The organism is Ulvibacterium marinum (assembly GCF_003626755.1).
GTDB classification, from domain to species: domain Bacteria; phylum Bacteroidota; class Bacteroidia; order Flavobacteriales; family Flavobacteriaceae; genus Ulvibacterium; species Ulvibacterium marinum.
Genome location: NZ_RBCJ01000001.1, coordinates 1,408,924 through 1,431,291, shown reverse-complemented (window position 1 = coordinate 1,431,291; position 22,368 = coordinate 1,408,924). Strand labels below are relative to the sequence as shown.

Here is a 22,368-nt window from a genome sequence, read left to right as displayed (position 1 = left end):
TTCCGATAGTTGGTATCGGGATTTGTATTTAAGATTTAAAATATTCTATTGTGTTGAATCCTCTTCGCCCATATAATCCTGGACGGTTCGGAAACCTATATAACTCCTTGCGGAATCTTTGTATTCGTAATCCCTGGTACTCACTTGAAGGAAATATGCTACGTCCTTCCAAGATCCACCACGGATCACTTTTCTTGCATTTCCACCGTCTCCGCCATTGGGGTTCATTGTAGAAACGTAATCATAGGATGCAGGATCATAGCTGGAGTTGGTCCACTCGGATACGTTACCGGCCATATTGTACAAATTAAAATCATTAGGCTCGTACGACTTTGCCTCCACGGTGTATAAGGCGGCGTCGGCTGCATAATCCCCTCGTTGTGGCTTAAAGTTGGCCATGAAACAACCTGTATCGCTAATTACATAAGGGCCTCCCCAAGGATAGGTTCCACCCTCAATACCACCTCTGGCGGCGTATTCCCATTCCGCTTCGGTAGGCAATCTAAATTGATTGACAAATTGCCTTCCGCGGCTCTTCTGATCATCATTCTTAAACTTGGTCCTCCAGTTACAAAAGGCTTTTGCCTGCTTCCAAGATACCCCGACTACAGGATAATCACTGTATGCATCATGCCAAAAGTAATCATTATGCATGGGTTCGTTATAGGAATATTCAAAATCCCTGATCCATACAGTGGTATCCGGATAAATTTCCAATTCTTCCTGACGGATAAAGTCCCTTCTACTACCCTTTCCTTTTTTGGCAGCGCGGGCGGCGGCTTCAATATCCATCCAACTATATTTATACTTTAGTTTGGTAACATCTACACTTCTTTGTCCATTATAGGATTCCTCCTCAGGAATGTACAAAGAATCCATAACCTCGGTATAGTATTCGTCCGGATATTCCGAAGTGTCCCAAATAAGATCTTCATCCTTGTTCAATCCCCTTCCTTCATATCCTGTCTCTCCCATTCCGGAGTAATTGTCCAGCATGTATTTATCGTATGCGGAAACTTTGGAGGTATCGGCATCCTTAAATGCGTACTCCCCAATTCCCCCATCTTCAGGACCTAGTCCCAATTCATCGGCAAGAATGGCCAATTTTGTTCTCGTAATGGAATCCTTTACCCATTCCACAAACTGCCTATATTCACTGTTGGTAATCTCCGTATCATCCATATAAAAGGAACGTACGGTAACAGTCTTTGTTGGGGCATTGAGAACCTTTGCCATATCTTCCTCGCTCTTACCCATAATGAAAGATCCCCTGGGAATCAATTCCATTCCATAGGGTTTCTCGGGATACCATTTTTTACCTTTGGCTCCAACTAGCTCTCCCTTCGTTTTAGACCCACAACTTGTGAGCAAAAAAACAAACGCTATGGATGATAACAATAGCTTCTTCATACTTTAGGTTAAATTTCGATTTCGGTTATAAACTGCAAACACAAATATTTATTCTACTCTCTAAAACTACGTTTTGAGTAAATTATTGTATCGAAAGCAATTATCCTCTAAAAAAACTTTTGATCAATTAAGGCCCTTCTTATAGGCCTTGAACCACCTTTCTGGAATGTTCTGGTCGCAAGCGTCCAAATAGTCCTTTTCGGCGCATGGTAATAACGCCGATGATTCCTTTTTAGTATGTGAAGTTAAAATTGAAGGTACCTCTACCCACCATCTTTCTGTAAGGTGACTTTTATAGAAGACCAACTCTTCCGTTTCAGTGGGTACGTTGTACTTTGTGAAGTTTTCATTTTTGGCATAAGGAGATTCATAAATCCTATAGTTATACCCCTCTATAAAGTACCAAATTATCTGAGCTACAAGTTGACCGGATTGTACTGTATTCTCCATTTCATAAATACCGAATAAACAGACTTTATCACTGATACCTGCATATCTGGCAATAGCACAGATTTCCCTACCATCAAACCCATTTGGGGAAAAGTCATTGGAAAGCACTCCCATTTCACCGGCCTTTATGGAACGAGCATCTATACTTACCACATGTGCATTTCGCAATACCGGCTCTACCAATGACATATTTTGGGTAAGTTCCCCCAATCTATAGGCATCAAAAAAAAGGCGATCCATAAGGTCAATTTCCTCTTGGGCATTAAAGTAACTTTGATATCCAATGTTGGAGAAATTGAACAGGTTGTTAGGCTTATCCGTAATTATCTTGCTCATGTAAGAATTGGAAGATATCAATTCGTCCTCTATTCCAAAATCGAAACGGCTGTCTACCGCTACCAAGTTTATCAAATCCTTTATGCCATCAAAGGCGCGGTAGGTAGGGTAGGTAACATCCTGGGTAGCCCCGATTATAATGGGAACAATATTTTCCTCCAAAAGACCCGCAGCAATTTCCCTAACCACAAAATATGTATCATCTACGGTCTCTCCCTCCTCTATATCTCCCATATCCACAAGGGTGGAGTTCCAGTTCCCCTGCAATAACTTGTATAATTGAATCCTGATGTTGGAAACATCCAGTTTTTCATGTTTTTTTACGAAAGCGTTCCTAGATTCCAAAACGCCCACTATGGCCATGGATGCGCCGGCCAAAACCGGCAGGCCCTCTTTTTCCGTATGCTTGTATATGTTTTTTCCAAGGGCTTGGGGGGGCAACAATTCGCAATGGGCAAGGACCTTATCCGCAACCGGTACTAAAAAATCGAAAGCCATGAAGGTAAATATTGGGTTATCGGGCTATTTGTTCGTTGTTCAAAACTAAAAAGTTACCGTGTCAATTGCAAGGACAAGAATTTTGGACTTTCGTAATACCCATAGCTTTGAATTTAGAATTGCCGACCATGATGTTTTTTACTTCTTCTTTGCCTTGGACCTTTTTTTCGGAGCCTTTTTTGCCAAAAGTTCCTTGGCCTCTTCCAGTTTTATTTTAGAGACATCCACCGTTTTGGCCAACTCTACCTTGGTACGACCTTTTATTATATTGTGTCTTCCCCATCTGGCCTTTTCGATCCGGATACCCTCCTCTGGCCATTCCTGTATTAATTTATCAATTTCCTTTTGCTTTTTAACCTCGATCAGTTCTTCGATATTCTCCTGGGATAAATTCTCGAAATCATATTTTTTATTGACATTGATAAAGATCCCATCCCATTTGATGAAGGGTCCAAACCTTCCTTTGCCTTTGGTAACTTCCTTGCCTTCATAAGTTGCAATGGGCGCATCTGCCTTTTCTTTTTCCTTAATGAGCTCAATGGCCCTTTCCAGATCCACATCAAAAGCACTTTCGCCCTTCTCCAAGGAAACAAACTTCTTTCCGAAACGAACATACGGACCATAACGACCCACACTAGCTTCTATGTCTTCTCCCTTGTAAGCCCCTAATTTTCTGGGAAGTTGAAACAACTCCATAGCCTCTTCGTAGGTAATGGTGTTAAGGGACTGGTCTGGCAAAAGACTGGCAAACAAAGGCTTTTCCTCCTCTTCTACCGTTCCTATTTGAACCATAGGTCCAAATCTTCCAAGACGTACGGCCACCTGTCTACCTGTATCGGGATCCGTTCCCAATACTCGCTCCCCACTGGCTCGATCGGCGTTTTCCTCCACATGCTCAACATTGGGCCGAAAATCCTTATAAAAATCCTGCATTATTTTTTGCCAATCCTCTTCACCTTCGGCAATTTCATCAAAGTTTTCTTCGACCTTGGCGGTAAAGTTGTAATCCAAAATATTGGCGAAATGGCTTACCAAAAAGTCATTTACGATCATGCCTATATCCGTGGGAACGAGCTTGCCCTTATCGGAACCTACGGTTTCGGCAAGCTTTTTTTCCTGTATTTTTCCGGAATCCAATACTAATTGAACGTAATTTCTTTCTGTACCTTCTATGGTGCCTTTTTCCACATAGCCCCTGTTCTGAATGGTAGAAATAGTAGGCGCATATGTGGAAGGTCTTCCAATACCGAGTTCCTCCAATTTCTTTACCAAAGAAGCTTCAGTAAATCGATATGGCGGTCTTGTGAAACGCTCGGTAGCCGAAATGTATGTATTGTCCAGAACATCACCTTCCTTCATGGCCGGCAACATGCCTTCCTGTTCTTCGGCCCTATCCTCATCATCGATCCCTTCCATATACACCTTTAGGAAACCATCAAATTTGATTACCTCCCCGTTGGCCGTAAATTCCTCGCCATGGGTGTTCGACTTAATCTTAACATTGGTACGTTCCAATTGGGCATCGCTCATTTGTGACGCAATGGTCCGTTTCCAAATAAGTTCGTACAATTTGGACTGGTCCCGCTCCAAGGATGGTGATTGGTTGGTTATGTTGGTAGGCCGTATGGCCTCATGCGCTTCCTGAGCACCTTTTGACTTTCCCTTAAAATTCCTTACGCTACTGTATTCGTTTCCATAATTTTCAATAATGGCCTCTTTGGCCATAGCAATGGCTTCACCGGAGAGGTTAACGCTATCCGTTCTCATATAGGTAATAAGTCCGGCCTCGTATAAGCGTTGGGCAACCTGCATGGTACGCCCCACCGAAAAATAGAGTTTGCGGGAGGCCTCTTGCTGCAAGGTAGAAGTAGTAAATGGTGCCGATGGAGATTTTTTAGCGGGTTTCTTGTCGAGGTTCCCTACTGAAAAAATGGCTCCAAGGTTCTTTTTTAAAAAGGCCCCTGCTTCATCCTTGGATGCAAAGGTCTTATTCAATTTGGCCATAAAGACGCCCCCATCGGCGGTCTTGAATTCTGCCGAAATCTTAAAGGAAGCTTCCGGCTTAAATACCTCTATATCACGTTCCCTTTCAACGATCAGCCTTACTGCAACCGATTGGACCCTACCGGCCGAAAGTCCTGGCTTAATTTTTTTCCATAGTACGGGCGAGAGTTGATAGCCTACCAAACGATCCAATACCCGCCTCGCCTGTTGGGCGTTAACCAAATTGTAATTGATATCGCGTGGATTCTCAATGGCCTTCTGGATAGCAGATTTGGTAATGGAGTTAAAAACGATTCGCTTGGTCTTTTTCTTATCCAAATCCAAAGTTTCGGTCAAATGCCAAGAAATGGCTTCCCCTTCACGATCTTCATCACTGGCCAACCATATGGTATCCGCTTTTTTGGCAAGATCCTTTAATTTCTTGACCAATGCCTTTTTCTCCTTGTCTACTATATATTTGGGCTCAAAATTATTATCTACATCTACGCCAAGCTCCTTGGAAGGCAAGTCCGCAATGTGTCCAAAACTGGATTCCACTTTGTAATCCTTCCCTAAAAATTTCTCTATCGTCTTTGCCTTGGCAGGCGACTCAACGATCACTAAATTCTTTGCCATGCAACGGTTTTTGAAGGAACAAAAGTAACCGAAATTTTTAATTTGAAACTATCCGCGCTATAGTCTTGCATAAAAAAGCCCCGGAATTCCGGGGCTTTTTCTGTCTTATATAATGTTTTAATCAAGCTGGAGGGTACTCATTAATTTAATATCATCTTGCAAATATTCGTATTGGTACAACACCTCATCTCCCACCATCAAAAGGGAATTATCCAAGGGAATGACATCAAACGTAAAAATGTCCTTAAAATGGTTTAGGGATACCAAATCTTCCACATTGGTCTTATCGTATACCTTAAGACCTGATTCGCCATCACAAACGAACAGCTTTTCATCCTTTATACCAAGTCCGTATGGGCCGTCCATGGGGTAGGAAATTTTTAATTCCGGACTGGAGATATTGGAAATATCCACAATAAACAATCCGCTTTCCGTTGCGCCACAACCGTTACCGCCCCGGAGGGTAACATACGCGTAGTCTCCATCCACGACTACTGGGTCACAAGCAGTGCCGTGTTGAAACTCTGATACGAAGGTAGGGGTAGCTGGGGAAGAAATATCATATATATACATCCCACGCATACTTCCGAGAAACAAATGTTCTCCACGATTAAAAATTGTTTCAATATCAAACCCGGCATAAACATCCTCTAAATCCTGTGGATTTTCCAAATCCTCTATATTAAAGATATTAATGTTATGGCTATCTACAGCATATAGAAAATCGCCAACAATCTTAAATCGTGCTAAAGAACCACCTTGTCCGGTGCCCGCATCATTGGCAGCTTCCGCAAACAAAGCATCCCCTCTGTTTAGAAAACGTTCCTCGTATTCGGAAATTAGGCGACGCTCTGTAACCACTTCCCATCCAACGATAATTTCATTCTCATAATCAAAATTCGTTTGTTCAAAAAAATCGACTCCCAAAGGCCAAATTACATTGTCCCTAAGTACATTTTCCAATCGATTCACGATAGTAATGTTGGTAATGTCCGAAATATCCAAAACGATAAGGTCCATGAGGCTATCAGCATATAGATAGTCATCTTTTACGGAAATATCCACATTACCGGCAATTTTAATAAAGGAGATCTTTTTTGGGGCATTTGGATTACTATTGTCTATGACGTGAACGCCCCTGTATTTGTCATTGACAAAAATGTAATCCTGATAAGCATAAATCTTTCCCGATTCCTCAATGGGCAAAGGAGCTATGACATCCACACCATTTTTAAATTCCGTCTTAGTAATCTTCAATGGGCGCGCCACTAGATAGTCCGCATACCTCCCATCGTCCTCGTTATCGTCGCAGGAAATAAATCCCAACGAAGCTACCACGAGTAGCAATAGCAATTTCTTTTTCATAACATATTTATTTATTGGGTTGTTGAATAATAGATGCATGTAATGAGATACCGTTGCGTTGGTTTGTAATGACAATCTTAAGAAAATTGATTTCCGGTATCAGAGTTTATCATTCTTATGGATACTAGATGTTGGGTTTTTTCCGCGGTACTTTGGGAAAAACCTTGAAGATTTATAGTACTTACTACGGCCATAACATCCCGATAAACAATAGGACATGCCCTCAAATGGCGAGATAACGCATAAAATATTGCAAAACAAACTGTCATTATGTCACAACTTTGAATTTAGTATTATCTTTGCCTTCCTAAATTCCACGAAAGATAGTAGGTATTCCATGGAGAAAGTAATTGACGAATCGGTTCAGGGCAACACGCTTACTTTGGAAAGCAACCAAGGCAATACACGTAAGCTGTACATAGAAAGTTATGGCTGTCAAATGAATTTTTCCGATAGTGAAATTGTGGCTTCTATCTTGTCCAAACAAGGATTCAATACAACGAATGTCCTTGAGGAGGCCGATCTGGTTTTGGTAAACACCTGTTCTATTCGCGAAAAAGCAGAGACAACCGTCAGAAAACGTTTGGAAAAATTCAATGCGGTAAAAAAAACCAAACCCCATATGAAGGTGGGTGTTCTGGGCTGTATGGCGGAGCGGTTAAAGGATAAGCTCTTGGAAGAGGAAAAGATAGTTGATATGGTGGTAGGTCCGGATGCCTATAAAGACTTGCCCAATCTTATACAGGAAATCGACGAAGGCCGAAATGCAGTAAACGTTATCCTTTCCAAGGACGAAACATATGGCGATGTGGCCCCTGTCCGATTGAACTCCAATGGTGTAACCGCTTTTGTATCCATTACCCGAGGATGTGACAATATGTGCACCTTTTGTGTGGTTCCCTTTACGAGAGGTCGCGAACGCAGCCGGGACCCACTTTCCATTGTAGCCGAGGTAAATGATCTCTGGAAAAAAGGGTTCAAGGAGGTAACATTGCTAGGGCAAAACGTGGACAGCTACCTATGGTATGGTGGCGGACTTAAGAAGGAATTTGAAAAAGCATCGGAAATACAGAAAGCCACTGCAGTTAATTTTGCCGGGTTATTGGAAATGGTAGCTCTCGCGCAGCCCAAAATGCGTATCCGTTTTTCTACTTCCAATCCGCAAGATATGACCTTAGATGTCATAAAGACCATGGCCAAGCACGATAATATATGTAATTACATTCACTTACCGGTACAAAGCGGCAGTAATCGCATTCTAAAAGCGATGAACCGTTTACATACCCGTGAGGAATATTTTGATTTGATAGCGAACATCCGCAGAATATTGCCGGATTGTGCCATAAGCCAAGATATGATCACTGGGTTTCCCACGGAAACCGAAGAAGATCACAAGGATACATTGTCCCTAATGGAATATGTGAAGTATGATTTCGGTTTTATGTTCGCCTATTCGGAAAGGCCAGGCACCTTGGCAGCAAGAAAATTGAAGGATGATATCCCTGAGGAAACCAAAAAAAGAAGGTTACGCGAAATTATAGATCTCCAGCAAAAACATGGGCTTTATAGAACCCAACAGCATTTGGGAAAAATTGAGGAAGTCTTAATAGAAGGGTCTTCCAAAAAATCGGAGGTCCATTGGATGGGACGTAATTCCCAAAATACCGTTGTAGTATTTCCCAAGGAAAATTACCATGTTGGGGATTTTGTAAACGTAAAGATAAACGAGTGTACCTCGGCTACCTTAATAGGTGAAGCAATAGGATATACAGCTAACAATTGACTTTTTGGAATTCCGTATTTGAACTGTGCCGTAAACGGCATTTTCATCCGGAAGGAATGCAAGAAACTAAATGGAATCAGTACAAGCAATAAAACAACGTTTCGAAATAATTGGCAATGACCCCAAACTAAACAGGGCATTGGAAAAAGCCATTCAAGTGGCACCGACAGATATTTCGGTCTTGGTCACCGGCGAAAGTGGTGTAGGTAAGGAAGCCGTTCCAAAAATCATACATTCCCTGTCCCATAGAAAACACGCAAAATACATTGCGGTGAACTGTGGGGCCATCCCCGAGGGCACCATAGATAGTGAGCTTTTTGGTCATGAAAAAGGCTCTTTTACCGGTGCTACGCAAACCCGGAGCGGATACTTTGAAGTAGCCGATGGCGGGACCATATTCCTTGATGAAGTCGGAGAACTTCCACTTACGACCCAGGTACGCCTGTTACGGGTTTTGGAGAACGGTGAATTTTTAAAGGTGGGATCTTCACAAGTACAAAAAACGGACGTACGTATTGTAGCCGCCACCAACATGGATATGCTGGATGCCATAAAGAAAGAAAAGTTCAGGGAAGACCTATACTACAGGTTAAGTACCGTTGAAATCAATATTCCTCCTTTGCGCGAACGTCAAGGGGATATTCATCTTTTGTTCAGGAAATTCGCTTCGGATTTTGGCCAGAAATACAAAATGCCCACAATACGGTTGGAGGACGATGCCGTTCAATTGCTCCTAAAACACCGATGGCCCGGTAACGTGAGGCAATTACGCAATATAGCGGAACAGATTTCGGTACTTGAAGAAGAAAGAAACATATCCGCATATGTACTAAACGGTTACCTTCCCAATGCCAACAGAAGTAATCTCCCCGCGGTTATAGACCAAAAGAGTGAAGAAGGGAATTTTAGCAATGAACGGGAAATACTGTACAAGGTACTGTTCGACATGAAGGGAGATCTTAATGATCTGAAGAAACTTACCCTGGAGTTACTTAAGAACAAGGATTCTGCCAAGGTACAGGAAGAGAACGAAACGCTTATCCGGAAAATATATGGGAGCAATGGGGAAGAGGCACAAGAAGAGGAAAGTACCTCCATGGAGGTCCTGCAACTTCCAGAACCCCATGTAGAACCCCAAACATATACCCAGCCCCAAGAGGACAAATATCATTTTGCAGAAGAGATAGAGGAAGAAGAAACCCTATCTTTACAAGAAAAGGAAATAGAATTGATCAAAAAGTCCTTGGAGCGCAACAGAGGGAAACGAAAAGCGGCAGCTGCGGAATTGGGCATCTCGGAGCGTACCTTATATAGAAAAATAAAGCAATATGACCTTTGAGGTTGGGGTTTCGGTTAAAAAGAGAATTTCCAAGGGATTTGGTCATAAAAGAAAGTGAAAACTTTTTTTATTCGTTCTATATTTTTTATTCTTGGTTTAAAAAGGAAGCGTGCATAAATCCAAATACAGAATTCCAATAGTAATCCTTACCATTTTAATAAGTGGTTGTGGAGTGTATAATTTTACCGGTGGAGATGTTGGTACGGCAGAGACTTTTCAGGTTCCCTACTTTCAAAATTATGCCACCCAAAGCCCGGGATCTGTTTTTGCCCCGGGTTTGGATAGGGACTTCACCCTGGCGCTACAGGACAGAATCCTAAATCAGACTAGCTTGCAGCTTACTTCTTCCAATGGGGATTTGCTCTATGAAGGCGAAATTGTTGAATATCGTGTGTCCCCAATGACGGCAACCGCACAACAGAGAGCGGCGCAAAATAGACTTTCGATGGCGGTAAAGGTTCGCTTCTACAACAAGACCAAAGAGGATGCCGATTTTGAACAACGATTCTCCTTTTTCTTTGATTATGACGCAAATGTACAGTTGACGGCTATACAGTCTGAGGCACACGAAGTTATTTTTGAACGGATAACCCAAGATATCTTTAACGAATCCCTGGCGGATTGGTAAAATACAAATACTAGCTTGGAAATATGAAAAATGAAGTTGGAAGCACAATATTGAAAGAGTTTAATTTGAAAATAAGCTTGTAGCCTTATATCTTGAATGTAGCAGAATTTACATACCTCATTCAATACCCGGAAAAAGTGGTATCCCCAGTACAGACTAAACAACTGGAAGACGTTTTGGATGAATATCCCTATTTCCAGGCTGCGCGGGCACTTCATTTAAAAGGGTTAAAAAACCTTAATAGCTTTAAGTACAATAACGCCCTAAAGGTCACGGCCGCCTATACCTCGGATCGGGACATACTGTTCGATTTCATTACCTCAAGGGACTTTCTTCAAAACAATATTGCAGATACCATTTCAGGAAAAACCACCTCCCTGGCAAATACCGAAACCATTTCGGAAGAGGTGTTACCCTCGGATAATGAAAGTATTTTTTTAATTGAAAAATCCAAGGATGCTCCCCTTCCCCAAAACAGTGGCGAAGCCGATCAGATCTTGGATCCCCTCCTATTTGAGTCCAAAAACCAAAAAGTTGCGGAAACTTCATCTGAAAAAAAGGATAATTCAAAAGACGGCCTACAGTTAGGTGACCCATTGCCATTCACTAAAAGAGAGAAATATTCCTTTACGGAGTGGTTAAAACTTGCCTCGTTAAAAACGGTAAAGAGAAGCAAAAATACATCAAAGGGCACAAGAGCAAAAGAGATACATTTCCCTGTCGAGGAAGAGGTGCTGAAAACCAAAAAATTCGAATTAATAGACAAGTTTATAGCGGAAAATCCCAAAATTGTGCCGAGGGAAAACCCTGACTCCAATATAGACATAAAGTCATCGGTAAAGATTGATAAAAATGAATTGATGACCGAAACTTTGGCCAAGGTATATTTGGAGCAAAAAAAGTACAAGAAAGCAGTACAAGCTTATAAGATATTGAGTTTGAAATATCCGGAAAAAAGTGGTTTCTTTGCAGACCGCATAAAGGCAATACAAAAATTACAGAAAAAACATAGTTAAGATAAAAGATGAATACGTTCACTATTTTTTTGATCCTTATCATCATAGTCTGTTTTCTATTGGTCCTGGTCATTATGGTCCAAAATCCAAAAGGAGGTGGTCTATCCTCTTCTTTTGGTGGAGGGGGCAGCCAAATTGTAGGTGGTGTAAAAAAGACCGGAGATTTTCTGGATAAAAGTACTTGGACCCTGGCCATTTTGTTAGTGGTCCTCATTTTGGCTTCCAATGTTGCTCTTAAAGGAAATTTCGGCCAAGCCGATTCAAAATTGCTTCAAGGGGATGATATAGAAACAACGGTTCCCGAAACGGTACCGGAAGAAATTCCAGCACCTGCAACAAATGATGGAGTAGATCCTACGGACTCATTGTAATCCATTGGACAAACATATCAAAATGCCAGCAAAAATGACAAGCTGGCATTTTTTATTTTACAAAGTGTCAGTTTTTAGGAAATGGCATAATTTCTGTCAAGTAAAACCAAGAATTTTTAAATCAATTTAAAACTATTAAATATGGCTAAAGTTAACATCAAACCATTGGCAGATAGGGTTCTTATTGAACCCATGGCGGCCGAAACCAAGACTGCATCCGGTATCTACATCCCGGATACTGCTAAAGAAAAACCACAACAGGGCAAAGTGGTTGCCGTGGGCCCTGGCACAAAAGATGAAGCGATTACGGTAAAGGTGGGTGATACGGTTCTCTACGGAAAATATTCCGGTACGGAACTAAAATTGGAAGGTACCGATTATCTTATGATGCGTGAAAGTGACATTTTAGCAATTATTTAAAACCAAACTCCAAAAAAACAAATCTCAAATCCCAAAAGCTTGGAATTTGGAAATTGAAGTTTGGGATTTTAAATTTTAATACAGTAAAATTTTAATTATGGCAAAAGACATAAAATTTGATATTGAAGCGCGTGACGGTCTAAAAAGGGGAGTAGATGCCCTGGCCAACGCGGTAAAAGTAACACTAGGTCCTAAGGGAAGAAACGTAATCATAAGCAAATCCTTTGGTTCTCCCGTTGTTACCAAAGATGGGGTAACCGTAGCAAAAGAGATAGAGTTGGCGGATGCCCTTGAAAATATGGGTGCACAAATGGTAAAAGAAGTTGCTTCCAAGACTAATGATCTAGCGGGAGACGGTACCACTACAGCCACTGTCCTAGCGCAGGCCATTGTAAAGGAAGGTTTAAAAAACGTGGCTGCCGGTGCTAACCCTATGGATTTAAAAAGGGGAATCGACAAAGCCGTTGATGCTATCGTTGAGAACCTCTCAAAGCAATCAAAACGTGTAGGTGATTCTTCTGAAAAAATAAAACAAGTTGCCGCTATTTCCGCCAATAATGATGAGGCCATAGGTGACCTTATTGCCCAAGCTTTCGGCAAAGTAGGAAAAGAAGGAGTTATCACGGTAGAAGAGGCCAAAGGAACGGATACTTATGTTGACGTTGTCGAAGGGATGCAGTTTGACCGAGGATACCTCTCCCCATATTTCGTGACCGATTCCGAAAAAATGACTGCGGATTTGGAGAATCCTTATATTTTATTGTTCGACAAGAAAATTTCAGCAATGAAAGATTTACTTGCCGTATTGGAGCCGGTAGCGCAATCGGGGAAACCTTTGTTGATCATTGCCGAAGATGTTGATGGTGAGGCTTTGGCCACATTGGTAGTGAACAAATTAAGGGGGTCTTTGAAAATTGCTGCCGTAAAAGCACCAGGCTTTGGAGATAGAAGAAAGGCCATGTTGGAGGATATTGCCATATTGACCAATGGTACGGTTATCTCCGAGGAAAGAGGTTTCTCTTTAGAAAATACTACCATAGATATGCTAGGTAGCTGTGAGAAGGTGACCATTGACAAGGACAATACTACTATTGTAAATGGGTCTGGAGCAGCAAAAAACATTAAGACCAGGGTAAACCAGATCAAATCCCAAATTGAAACCACCACTTCGGATTACGATAAAGAAAAACTTCAGGAACGTTTGGCCAAATTGGCCGGTGGTGTAGCCGTACTATATGTTGGGGCGGCCTCCGAAGTTGAAATGAAAGAGAAAAAAGACCGTGTGGACGATGCGTTACATGCCACAAGGGCAGCTGTTGAGGAAGGTATCGTTGCCGGTGGGGGCGTAGCTCTGGTAAGAGCAAAGAAAATGCTCTCCAAGGTGTCCACTGAAAACGCCGATGAAGAAACTGGGGTACAGATCGTTGCCAGGGCCATTGAATCCCCAATCAGGACAATTGTCGAGAACGCAGGAGGTGAAGGCTCTGTTGTAGTAGCCAAGGTAAATGAAGGCAAGGCCGATTATGGGTACGATGCCAAATCTGAAAAGTATGTGGACATGCTCAAGGCAGGTATCATAGATCCTACCAAGGTGGCTAGAATTGCATTGGAAAATGCCGCTTCGGTAGCCGGAATGATCTTAACTACCGAATGTGCCTTGACGGACATTAAAGAAGAAGCACCTGCAGCTCCTCCAATGGGAGGCGGTGGCGGTATGCCCGGAATGATGTAATAAGTGCTAAATCATTTTATAAAGTAAAAGCCTCTCTGGAATTCCAGAGAGGCTTTTATATTCTGGGAATCTATCAAAATAACTATTCCCCAAATAATGCCGTCTCATAAAAAGCCGGAATAGAGAACCAATACCCCATAAAAGAGGATGAAACCTTTAAAGGACTGCCTGAACCTGAGACTACCTCTCCAAAAGCATTCCATTGGGTACCATTGGTATCCTGAACAATCGCTTCTGAATCCCCATCAAAATTAAATTCAAATTCCGAGGTATTCTGGGATTCATTTAATTCGAAAGAGATAATAAATTCTGAATTTCCGACTATCAGATAATCCTTCCCCCTAAAAGAATCTTTGATTGCCCCCAAGGATTCAACGTCCTCAAAGCGATAGGCCTTTGCATCCCCATTATCTACAATGGCATGTACCCGTTCTTTTAACGGCAATCTGTCGTCCTTAGGCGTAGGGAAAATAAAAAAATCGTTGTTGGTCCTGTAATCACGATAGGGATAAATCCCATAAGTTCTGGAGAAACCGGTGATTATACTCAAAACTTTGGTAGAAGGAAACATGGATTTCCATGTTCCCCAATCGGTTTCCACTAGAGGAATCAAATCTGCCTTTTCTCCCAAAAGGTTACCATTTACGGATTCGTTCAAAATCTGAGACCAATTGCTCAGAGTTGCCCTGTCAAAGGGAACCAAATTGGTCTGGTACAACAACCCAGATACCCCGAAAGTAGTTTCTCTTCCATCGATTATTCTGTTCCAACCGATTCCGGTTCCTGTAAGCGGGCAATAGGTGACTGCAAGGGAAGTGTCATCTATATTATCATTGACGATTTCGTGCCAATCCAAAATAATATGGGGGTAAGCACGGATGTCATTGCCATTTTTAAAACCTATTACCAGATCGGTATCCTTCAAAACGGCCGAAGCATCTTCGGCAGCGACAAAATTGGGATTCTCCAGAGCAGGGATACCGTCTCTTCCAGGACCACCATCCAAAACTTCGGATACCGGAATGCTCCATTCATTGGAGGAAGGATTTGGATTACCTTGAACATCAGGATTTTGTTCCGTTTGTTGAGTGCTCGATGAGCTACATGACAATAAAAGTGTGCCACAAATCAGTAAAAATAACATGTTTTTCATAGCAAATTAGTTTAAAATGTTTACTTCTTTCTTTTTCAACAGAAATGAGATTCCAGCTGTGAACCGCAATGTAGGTGTGAGCTGTGTGCCGTTCACATAACTATAAATGGGCAGTTCCAATCTTGTACTAAGTATAATACTTGGTGTAATTTGAGCTCCAAATTCAGGCCTGACAAAAACCCATTCCCCTCCGGTATTGGGCAAATCAGAATCTTCTATTCTGTCCACGGAAGCGTTCCGGTATTTAAATACCACCCCAGGGCTAAATATAGTATTGAACAATAGAAACTGATCAGTATACCCTAAATTGGCCTGTATAACATCGCCAAATTCATAAGTAGAAGTGTTATTTAAATATGAATTGTTTTTACCTGTTAGGCGATATGTGAAACTTCCTGAAACAGTTGCGGAGGGCCTAAAGTTAAGTCCTTTGGATATGGACATCCATCCAATCATATCCCACGCCCCGCTTCCTGGTTGCAGGTCGGCGGTCAACTGAAATCCCTCCTCGGTAGTCAAATCCGATTTTCCCAAAGGTGCCTTGGTTCCTACTCCCAGATTCAAGACTGTACGTTCCCCCAGGATATCCGGAATTGCATATTTCGCAAGGAAAACAGCATCACCAATACCAGTGGTCTCAGTAAAATTCTCATTTCCAAATTGTGTAATGGTACGCGTTTGGTTTACCCATGTAAAGAGTGCTTCTACAGAAATTCTGTCCGTAAAGGCATAGCCCAAACTCGCTAAAATAGAATTGGTAATACGCAATCGGGAATCATCATCAAGCTTATCGGCACCTGCATTTAAGGTATTCAAATTGTTGTAGTCGTAATTCAATCCAAGAATCCAAACTCCTTTCCCCTCATTAGGTAGTCCCAAATTATTGGATAGGGGGACCCCTCCGGAACAACAAGTTTGGGAAAAAAGTTGTTGTGCCAATATGAAAATGGTTATAAAAAGAACCTTCCGCACCTATATCAACCTTTAGTGATATTGGGTTTAGTGTGAAAAATTGGGATGTCCTTACATTTACCTACCCAGATTGGGCGGTAAACCTCAAAATTTAACTTTTAGAGAGGGAATTGTGATGTTTCCCCAACAATTTATCAATGCTGTTTACTGTCATCCGTGTTATCCTCACGATATTTACAGCAGGGGTGTACGCTATTATAAGCTTCTTCGGTAGCTTTAAGTTCCTTGGTGTCATGACCTACCTGTACCATGGCGGTCTTTATTTTCATCGGATCTGTTTTGCGTTCATCAATAATTAATGACAATTGATGCGAAGGGATATCCCACAAGGCATATTTTACCCCCTTTACACCTAAAGCTGCTTTCTCTATTCGCATTTTACACATATCACACTTGCCATCGACTTCCATAGTCAACTTTTTGTTTTTTTCTTGGGCTAAAGTGATTGCCGACATGAGCATTAAAACGGAAGATATTATTATTTTTTTCATACTTTTTGTTTTTAGGGTCTCAACGATACTATATTCCAGATTTCTAAAGTTTAAGCCGGAAGCCTGTATAGAACATTCTTCCCATAATGGGTGCAAACACAATGGTGGTATCAAAATATGGGCCAAAGGGATCTTGAGACCCCAAAACCGGATCACCCTGCGTAAAATTAGTCAAATTTTCACCTCCCAAATAAACTTCGAACTTTTTAGAAAAAACTTTGGTCACCTGGGCATTCATTAAACTATAAGGCTCCGAAAATGCTTCCAACCGAAATGGCTCGGGGTTGGAGGATGTATCCGGCAGGCGTTGTTTACCCAATGTATGTAGCGTGTAATCAAATCGCCATTGAGACCCATTCTCTTTAATTTCGGTCTGGTAGCCCAAATTGGCAAAAAAACGGTGTTGTGCCAACAAGGGCTTTTGTAACCTCCCTGACCGATAATCGACTTCTACCTGATAATACTTATACGCCGTACGTAGTTCCAAGTTGTTTAAAATTTCATGGTTCAGTTCCAATTGTAAGCTATTGGCATAACTCTTCCCCTCCAAATTATAGAAGGAGACTTCATCAGGGTTTTCCCAATCTACCACTATCTGATTACGAAAATCCGTTCTATAGAAATCCAAGGTTACGTTTCCAGGCCTATCCAAAAAGGTAAAGCCTTGAATGAAGCTAAGCCCATAGTTCCATGCATCCTCGGGATCCAGGCCATAAACACTACCATTGGAGTTCAGTAATTGAATCTGACGTGATGATGCGAACAATTGCTGGTTCTCTGCAAAAATGTTAGCCGCTCGCCTACCTCTTCCAAAAGACCCCCTAAAACTTGCTTTTTCCCAAGGCGTATATCGAATATGAAATCTAGGGGTAACAAACGTTCCCAAACGATTATGGTCATCCACTCGTAGTCCTGCCGTTAGGCTAACTTTTTCCAGATTGTCATAGCTATATTCGAAAAAAGCTCCGACCGAATGATCTATCCTTTCAAAATCTTGAGTGTTAACCAGCTCGTCATAGGAATCATACGCAAAGGTCAATCCTGCTTTGAACTTGTTCCGGGTATCCCCAAGAATGGAATTGAAAATAAGATTGGAGTAGATGCTTTCATGGTCAATATCATACCGATTGAATCCGTAGTACGAATTTTGTTTGTGTATACTATAGGAAGCCTGGAATCCAAAACTCTGAAAAGGAAGCGCCGGAAACACATAACCCAGCTTCAGGGAGGAATCAAACCTTCGGGTATCAATTTCACCGCCCCACCCTTCGACTTCGTTCAGGGGAGATGTATTCGTCGTGGGTCCATCAGAGGTGGGTCTGAAATTGGTCTCCCCTACTTGCTTTTCATCATTTAAAAAACGAAAATTGATAAAACTTACCCAACCCTTTTCTGGATTCTGATATTGCCAACGATTCATCACATTGATCTGGTTCGTCAATGGGGCATCTAAAAATCCATCATTATTCCGATCTTCCTTTTGGTCTCTCCTATTCCCATGTACATAAAATCCTGTACTCCATTTGTCGGTCAATTTTTGATTAAAATGGGTATTGAGTTCCAAACGGCCATTTCTATTGGCATAGCCATTTACAAAAAGTGCATTGTCCGTAAACGGTTTCACCAATTCGGTATTGATCTGCCCGGAAATACTTTCATATCCATTGACCACGCTTCCAGCCCCTTTGGTAATCTGGATGCTTTCTACCCACGTCCCAGGAATAAAGGTCAGGCCATACGCCTGCGAGGCTCCTCGGACCATTGGAATATTCTCTTGTGTAATCAACAAATAAGGACTTGTTAACCCCAACATCTGAATTTGTTTGGTACCGGTAAGGGCATCGTTAAAATTAACATCGATGGCCGGATTGGTTTCAAAACTTTCAGAAAGGTTGCAACAGGCGGCCTTTAACAATTCTGCACTATTTACGGTGACCACATTTTGTGCACTGAAGTAGGTTTTTTGAACTGCATCACGTTTCCTTTCTACCACCACTTCGTCCAATTCATTGGCCGGTCTGAGGGTGTGATGCAGCATTTGGGGTGAATTGATCGTTAACGTATCCGATTGAAATCCTACATAACTAATAATCAATTTATTATATTCCTTGGAATAAGGTATGCTAAAAAGACCCTCTATATTGGTAACCGTCCCCATTTGGGAACCCATCCAATATACATTAGCGCCTGGTAGGCCAATATGTTCGTTTTTGGAATTCCCTTCCATGACCATACCCTCTATTTTATCTTGGGAAAGGGAAAACAAAGGAATCGCCATAACGGCGAGTATCACATATTTTTTCATCTTTCCTCTTTTAAATAATTTGAGCCAACATGATAACGGCCATGACCAACATAATGGCATTTTCAATAAATGTCGCTTCGGTCATAGGTAGTTTAAGGGCCGTGCCCAAACAAGCACATTGAATACTTTTCTTATCAAGCAATGTCTTGGTTACTCCAACGGTCGTAACTCCCAATAGCACTATAGTTGCTATGAGCGCTGTGGTTACGGAATACCGCATCAGGAACATCAGTCCGAGCGCCAATTCTATAAAGGGATAGATCCATCCATAAATAGGTACTGCTTTGGCCAATGGGTCGTACATGCGAAAACTCTCAGGGAAACCTTTCAAGTCCAACAATTTAAAAAAGCTAAATACTATGTAAAAGAGACCCATAAAATCCAGCATGGCCGAATGCACATTCCCTTCCTTATAGTTCAGCAAAAAAGCTGTGGCAAAGAGATATATGAAAATCAGAAACAACGGTCTTAACTGTTGTAGTTTCGTTTTTTCTTCTGCCTCGCCCATAATTATATCCTCGGCATGGTCTTCTCGTTCCAAGATGCCGTATTTATCTGGCAGGGCGGACTTTAATGCATTTATGGAAATATGTGTGTCCATGGAAATTTCCGCTTCGGCTTTTTGCAAATTCACATCAACCTTTGTAATACCGTCAACTTGGGATAGTTTTTCAGTAACGGAAGCCGAGCATCCGCTACAGGTCATTCCGGTAATCTTATATATATGTTTCATTTTGTTTTAGATTTATTGTCATGTCCTAGAAAAGGGAAATCTTTTCTGTACAACTCGAAAGCATCCCTATCTAAAAAAACGAGGGATAAAATAGGCAGACTTCCGCCTATTTGGGAAGACGAATAAATCAAATGAGGAAAACCTGGTCAAGAACATGGATGTCCTTAAACAACAGGGGTGGAGGATAATGTTCGTGGGGCAAGGGACGCTCTACCTTCGCTTCGAACAAGACCAAATAGGAATATGCAATAGCAGTTAAAAAAGGCTGTGGAACAAGAATACTATCGTTAAGGGAAATAGTTAAGTGATCTTGCCCTTCCACTACAATAAGTTGATCGCTACAACAAGAATCCTCAGTCTCCATTTGTGAAGTAGCGCCCATTGAATCTCCCATGTCCATACCACAATCCGGTGCATGGGCAAAAAGCGACACACTAACCAAATGGCCCATGCAATAATGCTTGCCGACCGTCCACGAGGTAGTAGAGGCAAGCAAGAGCAGTGCCATTGCTATGGAAACACCTTTGGAAATTATCGCTTTCATAATACAAAAATACGAATAATTACATTTTACCCTTTACTTAGGCAATGTGTTAACGAATATTTATGGCATTGACGTTTTGTTAGTTTTAATCAAAACCTCGACTTTTGAAACTATAAACAGTGTAGTCTTATGTTAGATTCATTAAAGGAAAAAGTAGTCTCCATCATTGAACAGAAATCCGATGTAACATCTTGTCTTCAAGGAATCTGCGAGCTTTTAAAAAAGGATGTTCCCTACTATGATTGGGTAGGTTTCTATTTTAGGAACGGGGAAAAAGAAGAACTGAAGTTGGGGCCTTATGCCGGGGAGCCTACTGACCACACCATTATCCCTTTCGGAAAGGGAATCTGTGGGCAAGTGGCTCTGAGCAATCAGAATTTTGTGGTTCCCGATGTTAATGCCCAAGATAACTACATTGCCTGTAGTATTACCGTAAAGGCAGAAATTGTAATTCCCCTGTTCGTAAATGGCGAAAACATTGGGCAAATCGATATTGATTCTAACACGCCAAATCCTTTTACCAAAGACGATGAACGATTCTTGGAATTCGTTACGGTGGAGGTCGCCAAGATTCTTTAAAACTTTACCCGTTTTGTTGATAACTGGACTCTTTTTTACGTTCAAAAAAATTACTTTTGTGGGTCTAAAACCATATCCCACAACCCAATACAAATGAGCAATGTAAAAAAAGCCGCTTCGGCACTGATATCCGTATTCCACAAGGACGGACTGGAGCCGATCGTCAGAAAATTTCAAGAACTTGGTATCACCATCTATTCCACGGGAGGCACTGAAAAATTCATTAAAGAACTGGGCATTGATGTTGTGCCGGTGGAGGAGGTCACAAGCTATCCTTCCATTTTGGGAGGAAGGGTAAAAACCTTACACCCAAAGGTCTTTGGTGGAATTTTGAACCGCCAGGATAATGAAAGTGACGTAGCCCAATTGGATGAATATGAAATTCCGCAGCTGGATATTGTTATCGTAGACCTATACCCTTTTGAAAAAACGGTAGCAAGTGGTGCATCAGAACAGGATATTATCGAAAAAATAGATATCGGCGGGATTTCCCTAATACGTGCTGCAGCAAAAAATTACAAGGATGTTCTTTGTGTATCCTCAATGGAGGATTACGGTGAGTTTCTCGAGTTAATTACCACGGGTAAAGGGAGCACGTCTTTGGAGGACCGCAAGCATTTTGCCACCAAGGCTTTTAATGTTTCGTCTCATTATGATACGGCTATTTTCAATTATTTCAATCAACAGGAAATGGCCGTCCTAAAAATCAGCGAAACCAAGGGGAAAACCCTTCGTTATGGTGAAAACCCTCATCAAAAGGGATTTTTCTTTGGTGATTTTGAAGCCATGTTCACCAAACTACATGGTAAGGAACTTTCGTATAACAACCTTTTGGATGTGGATGCCGCGGTTAATCTCATGAACGAATTCCGTAAGGACGATCCCACCTTTGCCATCCTAAAACACAATAATGCCTGTGGCCTGGCAACAAGGGATTCTATTCATCAAGCCTATGTGGATGCACTGGCCGGAGACCCAGTCTCGGCTTTTGGCGGAATTTTAATCAGCAACGTAGAAATTAATGAACCTACCGCGGAAGAAATACATAAACTGTTTTGTGAAGTGGTCATAGCACCTAGTTATTCAGATGAGGCTTTGAATATATTAAAAGGAAAAAAGAACCGTATAATTCTGATCCAAAACCAAACACCCCTGCCGGATACCCTAGTGAGGACCTGTCTAAACGGAATCTTGGTACAGGATAAAGATTATAAAACCGATACCCTGATCGATTTGAAATATGTGACCGATAAGGAACCTTCAAAACGTGAGTTGGAAGACCTTATCTTTGCTTCAAAATTGTGTAAGCATACAAAGTCTAATACCATTGTACTGGCAAAAAACAAACAATTGTGCGCTAGCGGTACGGGGCAAACTTCTCGTGTAGATGCGCTGAACCAAGCCATCCATAAGGCGAAGACCTTCAAGTTTGAACTTGATGGTGCAGTAATGGCAAGCGATGCTTTCTTTCCATTTCCAGATTGTGTAGAAATTGCCAATAAAAGCGGTATTATCAGCGTTATACAGCCGGGCGGGTCCATTAAGGATCAGTTAAGCATAGATTATTGTAACGAAAATGGTATGGCTATGGTAATGACGGGGACGCGTCATTTCAAACATTAAT

General features: G+C 41.6%; 19 protein-coding genes. 9 read left to right on the top strand and 10 right to left on the bottom strand.

Annotated elements, in window-relative coordinates; genetic code table 11:
- Positions 1-45 precede the first annotated feature (45 nt).
- The 4 genes from porK to D7Z94_RS06140 form a co-directional block, all read right to left on the bottom strand.
- Complete coding sequence (gene porK, locus D7Z94_RS06155) at positions 46-1,410, bottom strand: T9SS ring complex lipoprotein PorK/GldK (protein WP_120710609.1); 1,365 nt, start codon at positions 1,408-1,410, stop codon at positions 46-48.
- 123 nt (positions 1,411-1,533) lie between these two features.
- Positions 1,534-2,694 (bottom strand): formimidoylglutamase, encoded by a 1,161-nt coding sequence (locus D7Z94_RS06150; RefSeq protein WP_120710608.1) that lies wholly within the window; start codon positions 2,692-2,694, stop codon positions 1,534-1,536.
- A gap of 138 nt (positions 2,695-2,832) precedes the next feature.
- Positions 2,833-5,313, bottom strand: a complete 2,481-nt coding sequence (gene topA / locus D7Z94_RS06145; protein WP_120710607.1) for a type I DNA topoisomerase — start codon at positions 5,311-5,313, stop codon at positions 2,833-2,835.
- A gap of 117 nt (positions 5,314-5,430) precedes the next feature.
- A complete protein-coding gene (locus D7Z94_RS06140) occupies positions 5,431-6,678 on the bottom strand; it encodes an LVIVD repeat-containing protein (protein WP_120710606.1) in 1,248 nt (415 codons plus the stop codon).
- A gap of 337 nt (positions 6,679-7,015) precedes the next feature.
- Between D7Z94_RS06140 and miaB the strand changes: the two genes are divergently transcribed.
- From miaB to groL, 7 genes are all read left to right on the top strand, one after another.
- Positions 7,016-8,461 carry a tRNA (N6-isopentenyl adenosine(37)-C2)-methylthiotransferase MiaB gene (miaB, locus tag D7Z94_RS06135; protein WP_120710897.1) on the top strand — a complete coding sequence of 482 codons (1,446 nt, stop codon included), beginning with the start codon at positions 7,016-7,018 and terminating at the stop codon, positions 8,459-8,461.
- 70 nt (positions 8,462-8,531) lie between these two features.
- Positions 8,532-9,800 carry a sigma-54 interaction domain-containing protein gene (locus D7Z94_RS06130; RefSeq protein ID WP_120710605.1) on the top strand — a complete coding sequence of 423 codons (1,269 nt, stop codon included), beginning with the start codon at positions 8,532-8,534 and terminating at the stop codon, positions 9,798-9,800.
- A 109-nt stretch (positions 9,801-9,909) separates the two neighbouring features.
- Positions 9,910-10,428 (top strand): LptE family protein, encoded by a 519-nt coding sequence (locus D7Z94_RS06125; protein ID WP_120710604.1) that lies wholly within the window; start codon positions 9,910-9,912, stop codon positions 10,426-10,428.
- Between the two features lie 92 nt (positions 10,429-10,520).
- Entirely contained in the window at positions 10,521-11,444 is a 924-nt protein-coding gene (locus D7Z94_RS06120) for a hypothetical protein (protein ID WP_120710603.1), read from the top strand.
- 8 nt (positions 11,445-11,452) lie between these two features.
- Positions 11,453-11,815 (top strand): preprotein translocase subunit SecG, encoded by a 363-nt coding sequence (gene secG, locus D7Z94_RS06115; protein WP_120710602.1) that lies wholly within the window; start codon positions 11,453-11,455, stop codon positions 11,813-11,815.
- A gap of 141 nt (positions 11,816-11,956) precedes the next feature.
- A complete protein-coding gene (locus tag D7Z94_RS06110) occupies positions 11,957-12,235 on the top strand; it encodes a co-chaperone GroES (protein ID WP_120710601.1) in 279 nt (92 codons plus the stop codon).
- 97 nt (positions 12,236-12,332) lie between these two features.
- Positions 12,333-13,967 carry a chaperonin GroEL gene (gene groL, locus D7Z94_RS06105; protein ID WP_120710600.1) on the top strand — a complete coding sequence of 545 codons (1,635 nt, stop codon included), beginning with the start codon at positions 12,333-12,335 and terminating at the stop codon, positions 13,965-13,967.
- Between the two features lie 82 nt (positions 13,968-14,049).
- On the opposite strand, the gene D7Z94_RS06100 is transcribed toward groL, so the two are convergent.
- The 6 genes from D7Z94_RS06100 to D7Z94_RS06075 form a co-directional block, all read right to left on the bottom strand.
- Positions 14,050-15,120 carry a DUF3179 domain-containing protein gene (locus D7Z94_RS06100; RefSeq protein ID WP_120710599.1) on the bottom strand — a complete coding sequence of 357 codons (1,071 nt, stop codon included), beginning with the start codon at positions 15,118-15,120 and terminating at the stop codon, positions 14,050-14,052.
- 6 nt (positions 15,121-15,126) lie between these two features.
- Entirely contained in the window at positions 15,127-16,092 is a 966-nt protein-coding gene (locus D7Z94_RS06095) for a hypothetical protein (RefSeq protein WP_120710598.1), read from the bottom strand.
- A 134-nt stretch (positions 16,093-16,226) separates the two neighbouring features.
- Positions 16,227-16,583: a heavy-metal-associated domain-containing protein gene (locus tag D7Z94_RS06090; RefSeq protein WP_120710597.1), complete on the bottom strand. Its 357-nt coding sequence runs from the start codon at positions 16,581-16,583 to the stop codon at positions 16,227-16,229.
- A 43-nt stretch (positions 16,584-16,626) separates the two neighbouring features.
- On the bottom strand, positions 16,627-18,888 hold the full coding sequence (locus D7Z94_RS06085; protein ID WP_120710596.1) for a TonB-dependent receptor: 2,262 nt from the start codon (positions 18,886-18,888) through the stop codon (positions 16,627-16,629).
- Positions 18,889-18,898: 10 nt separating this feature from the next.
- On the bottom strand, positions 18,899-19,621 hold the full coding sequence (locus D7Z94_RS06080) for a heavy metal translocating P-type ATPase (protein ID WP_120710595.1): 723 nt from the start codon (positions 19,619-19,621) through the stop codon (positions 18,899-18,901).
- A 127-nt stretch (positions 19,622-19,748) separates the two neighbouring features.
- The gene (locus D7Z94_RS06075; RefSeq protein WP_245967149.1) at positions 19,749-20,165 is read right to left on the bottom strand and encodes an HYC_CC_PP family protein; all 417 of its coding nucleotides are present in this window, start codon (positions 20,163-20,165) and stop codon (positions 19,749-19,751) included.
- A gap of 129 nt (positions 20,166-20,294) precedes the next feature.
- Here D7Z94_RS06075 and D7Z94_RS06070 point away from each other — a divergent pair, with 129 nt between their 5' ends.
- Positions 20,295-20,744, top strand: coding sequence for a GAF domain-containing protein (locus D7Z94_RS06070; protein WP_120710594.1), 450 nt, complete (start codon positions 20,295-20,297; stop codon positions 20,742-20,744).
- A 93-nt stretch (positions 20,745-20,837) separates the two neighbouring features.
- A complete protein-coding gene (purH, locus tag D7Z94_RS06065) occupies positions 20,838-22,367 on the top strand; it encodes a bifunctional phosphoribosylaminoimidazolecarboxamide formyltransferase/IMP cyclohydrolase (protein ID WP_120710593.1) in 1,530 nt (509 codons plus the stop codon).
- Position 22,368 lies beyond the last annotated feature (1 nt).

Coding starts and splice junctions, on each gene's coding strand:
- porK (WP_120710609.1), bottom strand. CDS start 1,410: ATGAAGAAGCTATTGTTATCATCCATAGCGTTTGTTTTTTTGCTCACA.
- D7Z94_RS06150 (WP_120710608.1), bottom strand. CDS start 2,694: ATGGCTTTCGATTTTTTAGTACCGGTTGCGGATAAGGTCCTTGCCCAT.
- topA (WP_120710607.1), bottom strand. CDS start 5,313: ATGGCAAAGAATTTAGTGATCGTTGAGTCGCCTGCCAAGGCAAAGACG.
- D7Z94_RS06140 (WP_120710606.1), bottom strand. CDS start 6,678: ATGAAAAAGAAATTGCTATTGCTACTCGTGGTAGCTTCGTTGGGATTT.
- miaB (WP_120710897.1), top strand. CDS start 7,016: ATGGAGAAAGTAATTGACGAATCGGTTCAGGGCAACACGCTTACTTTG.
- D7Z94_RS06130 (WP_120710605.1), top strand. CDS start 8,532: ATGGAATCAGTACAAGCAATAAAACAACGTTTCGAAATAATTGGCAAT.
- secG (WP_120710602.1), top strand. CDS start 11,453: ATGAATACGTTCACTATTTTTTTGATCCTTATCATCATAGTCTGTTTT.
- D7Z94_RS06110 (WP_120710601.1), top strand. CDS start 11,957: ATGGCTAAAGTTAACATCAAACCATTGGCAGATAGGGTTCTTATTGAA.
- groL (WP_120710600.1), top strand. CDS start 12,333: ATGGCAAAAGACATAAAATTTGATATTGAAGCGCGTGACGGTCTAAAA.
- D7Z94_RS06100 (WP_120710599.1), bottom strand. CDS start 15,120: ATGAAAAACATGTTATTTTTACTGATTTGTGGCACACTTTTATTGTCA.
- D7Z94_RS06090 (WP_120710597.1), bottom strand. CDS start 16,583: ATGAAAAAAATAATAATATCTTCCGTTTTAATGCTCATGTCGGCAATC.
- D7Z94_RS06085 (WP_120710596.1), bottom strand. CDS start 18,888: ATGAAAAAATATGTGATACTCGCCGTTATGGCGATTCCTTTGTTTTCC.
- D7Z94_RS06080 (WP_120710595.1), bottom strand. CDS start 19,621: ATGAAACATATATATAAGATTACCGGAATGACCTGTAGCGGATGCTCG.
- D7Z94_RS06075 (WP_245967149.1), bottom strand. CDS start 20,165: ATGAAAGCGATAATTTCCAAAGGTGTTTCCATAGCAATGGCACTGCTC.
- D7Z94_RS06070 (WP_120710594.1), top strand. CDS start 20,295: ATGTTAGATTCATTAAAGGAAAAAGTAGTCTCCATCATTGAACAGAAA.
- purH (WP_120710593.1), top strand. CDS start 20,838: ATGAGCAATGTAAAAAAAGCCGCTTCGGCACTGATATCCGTATTCCAC.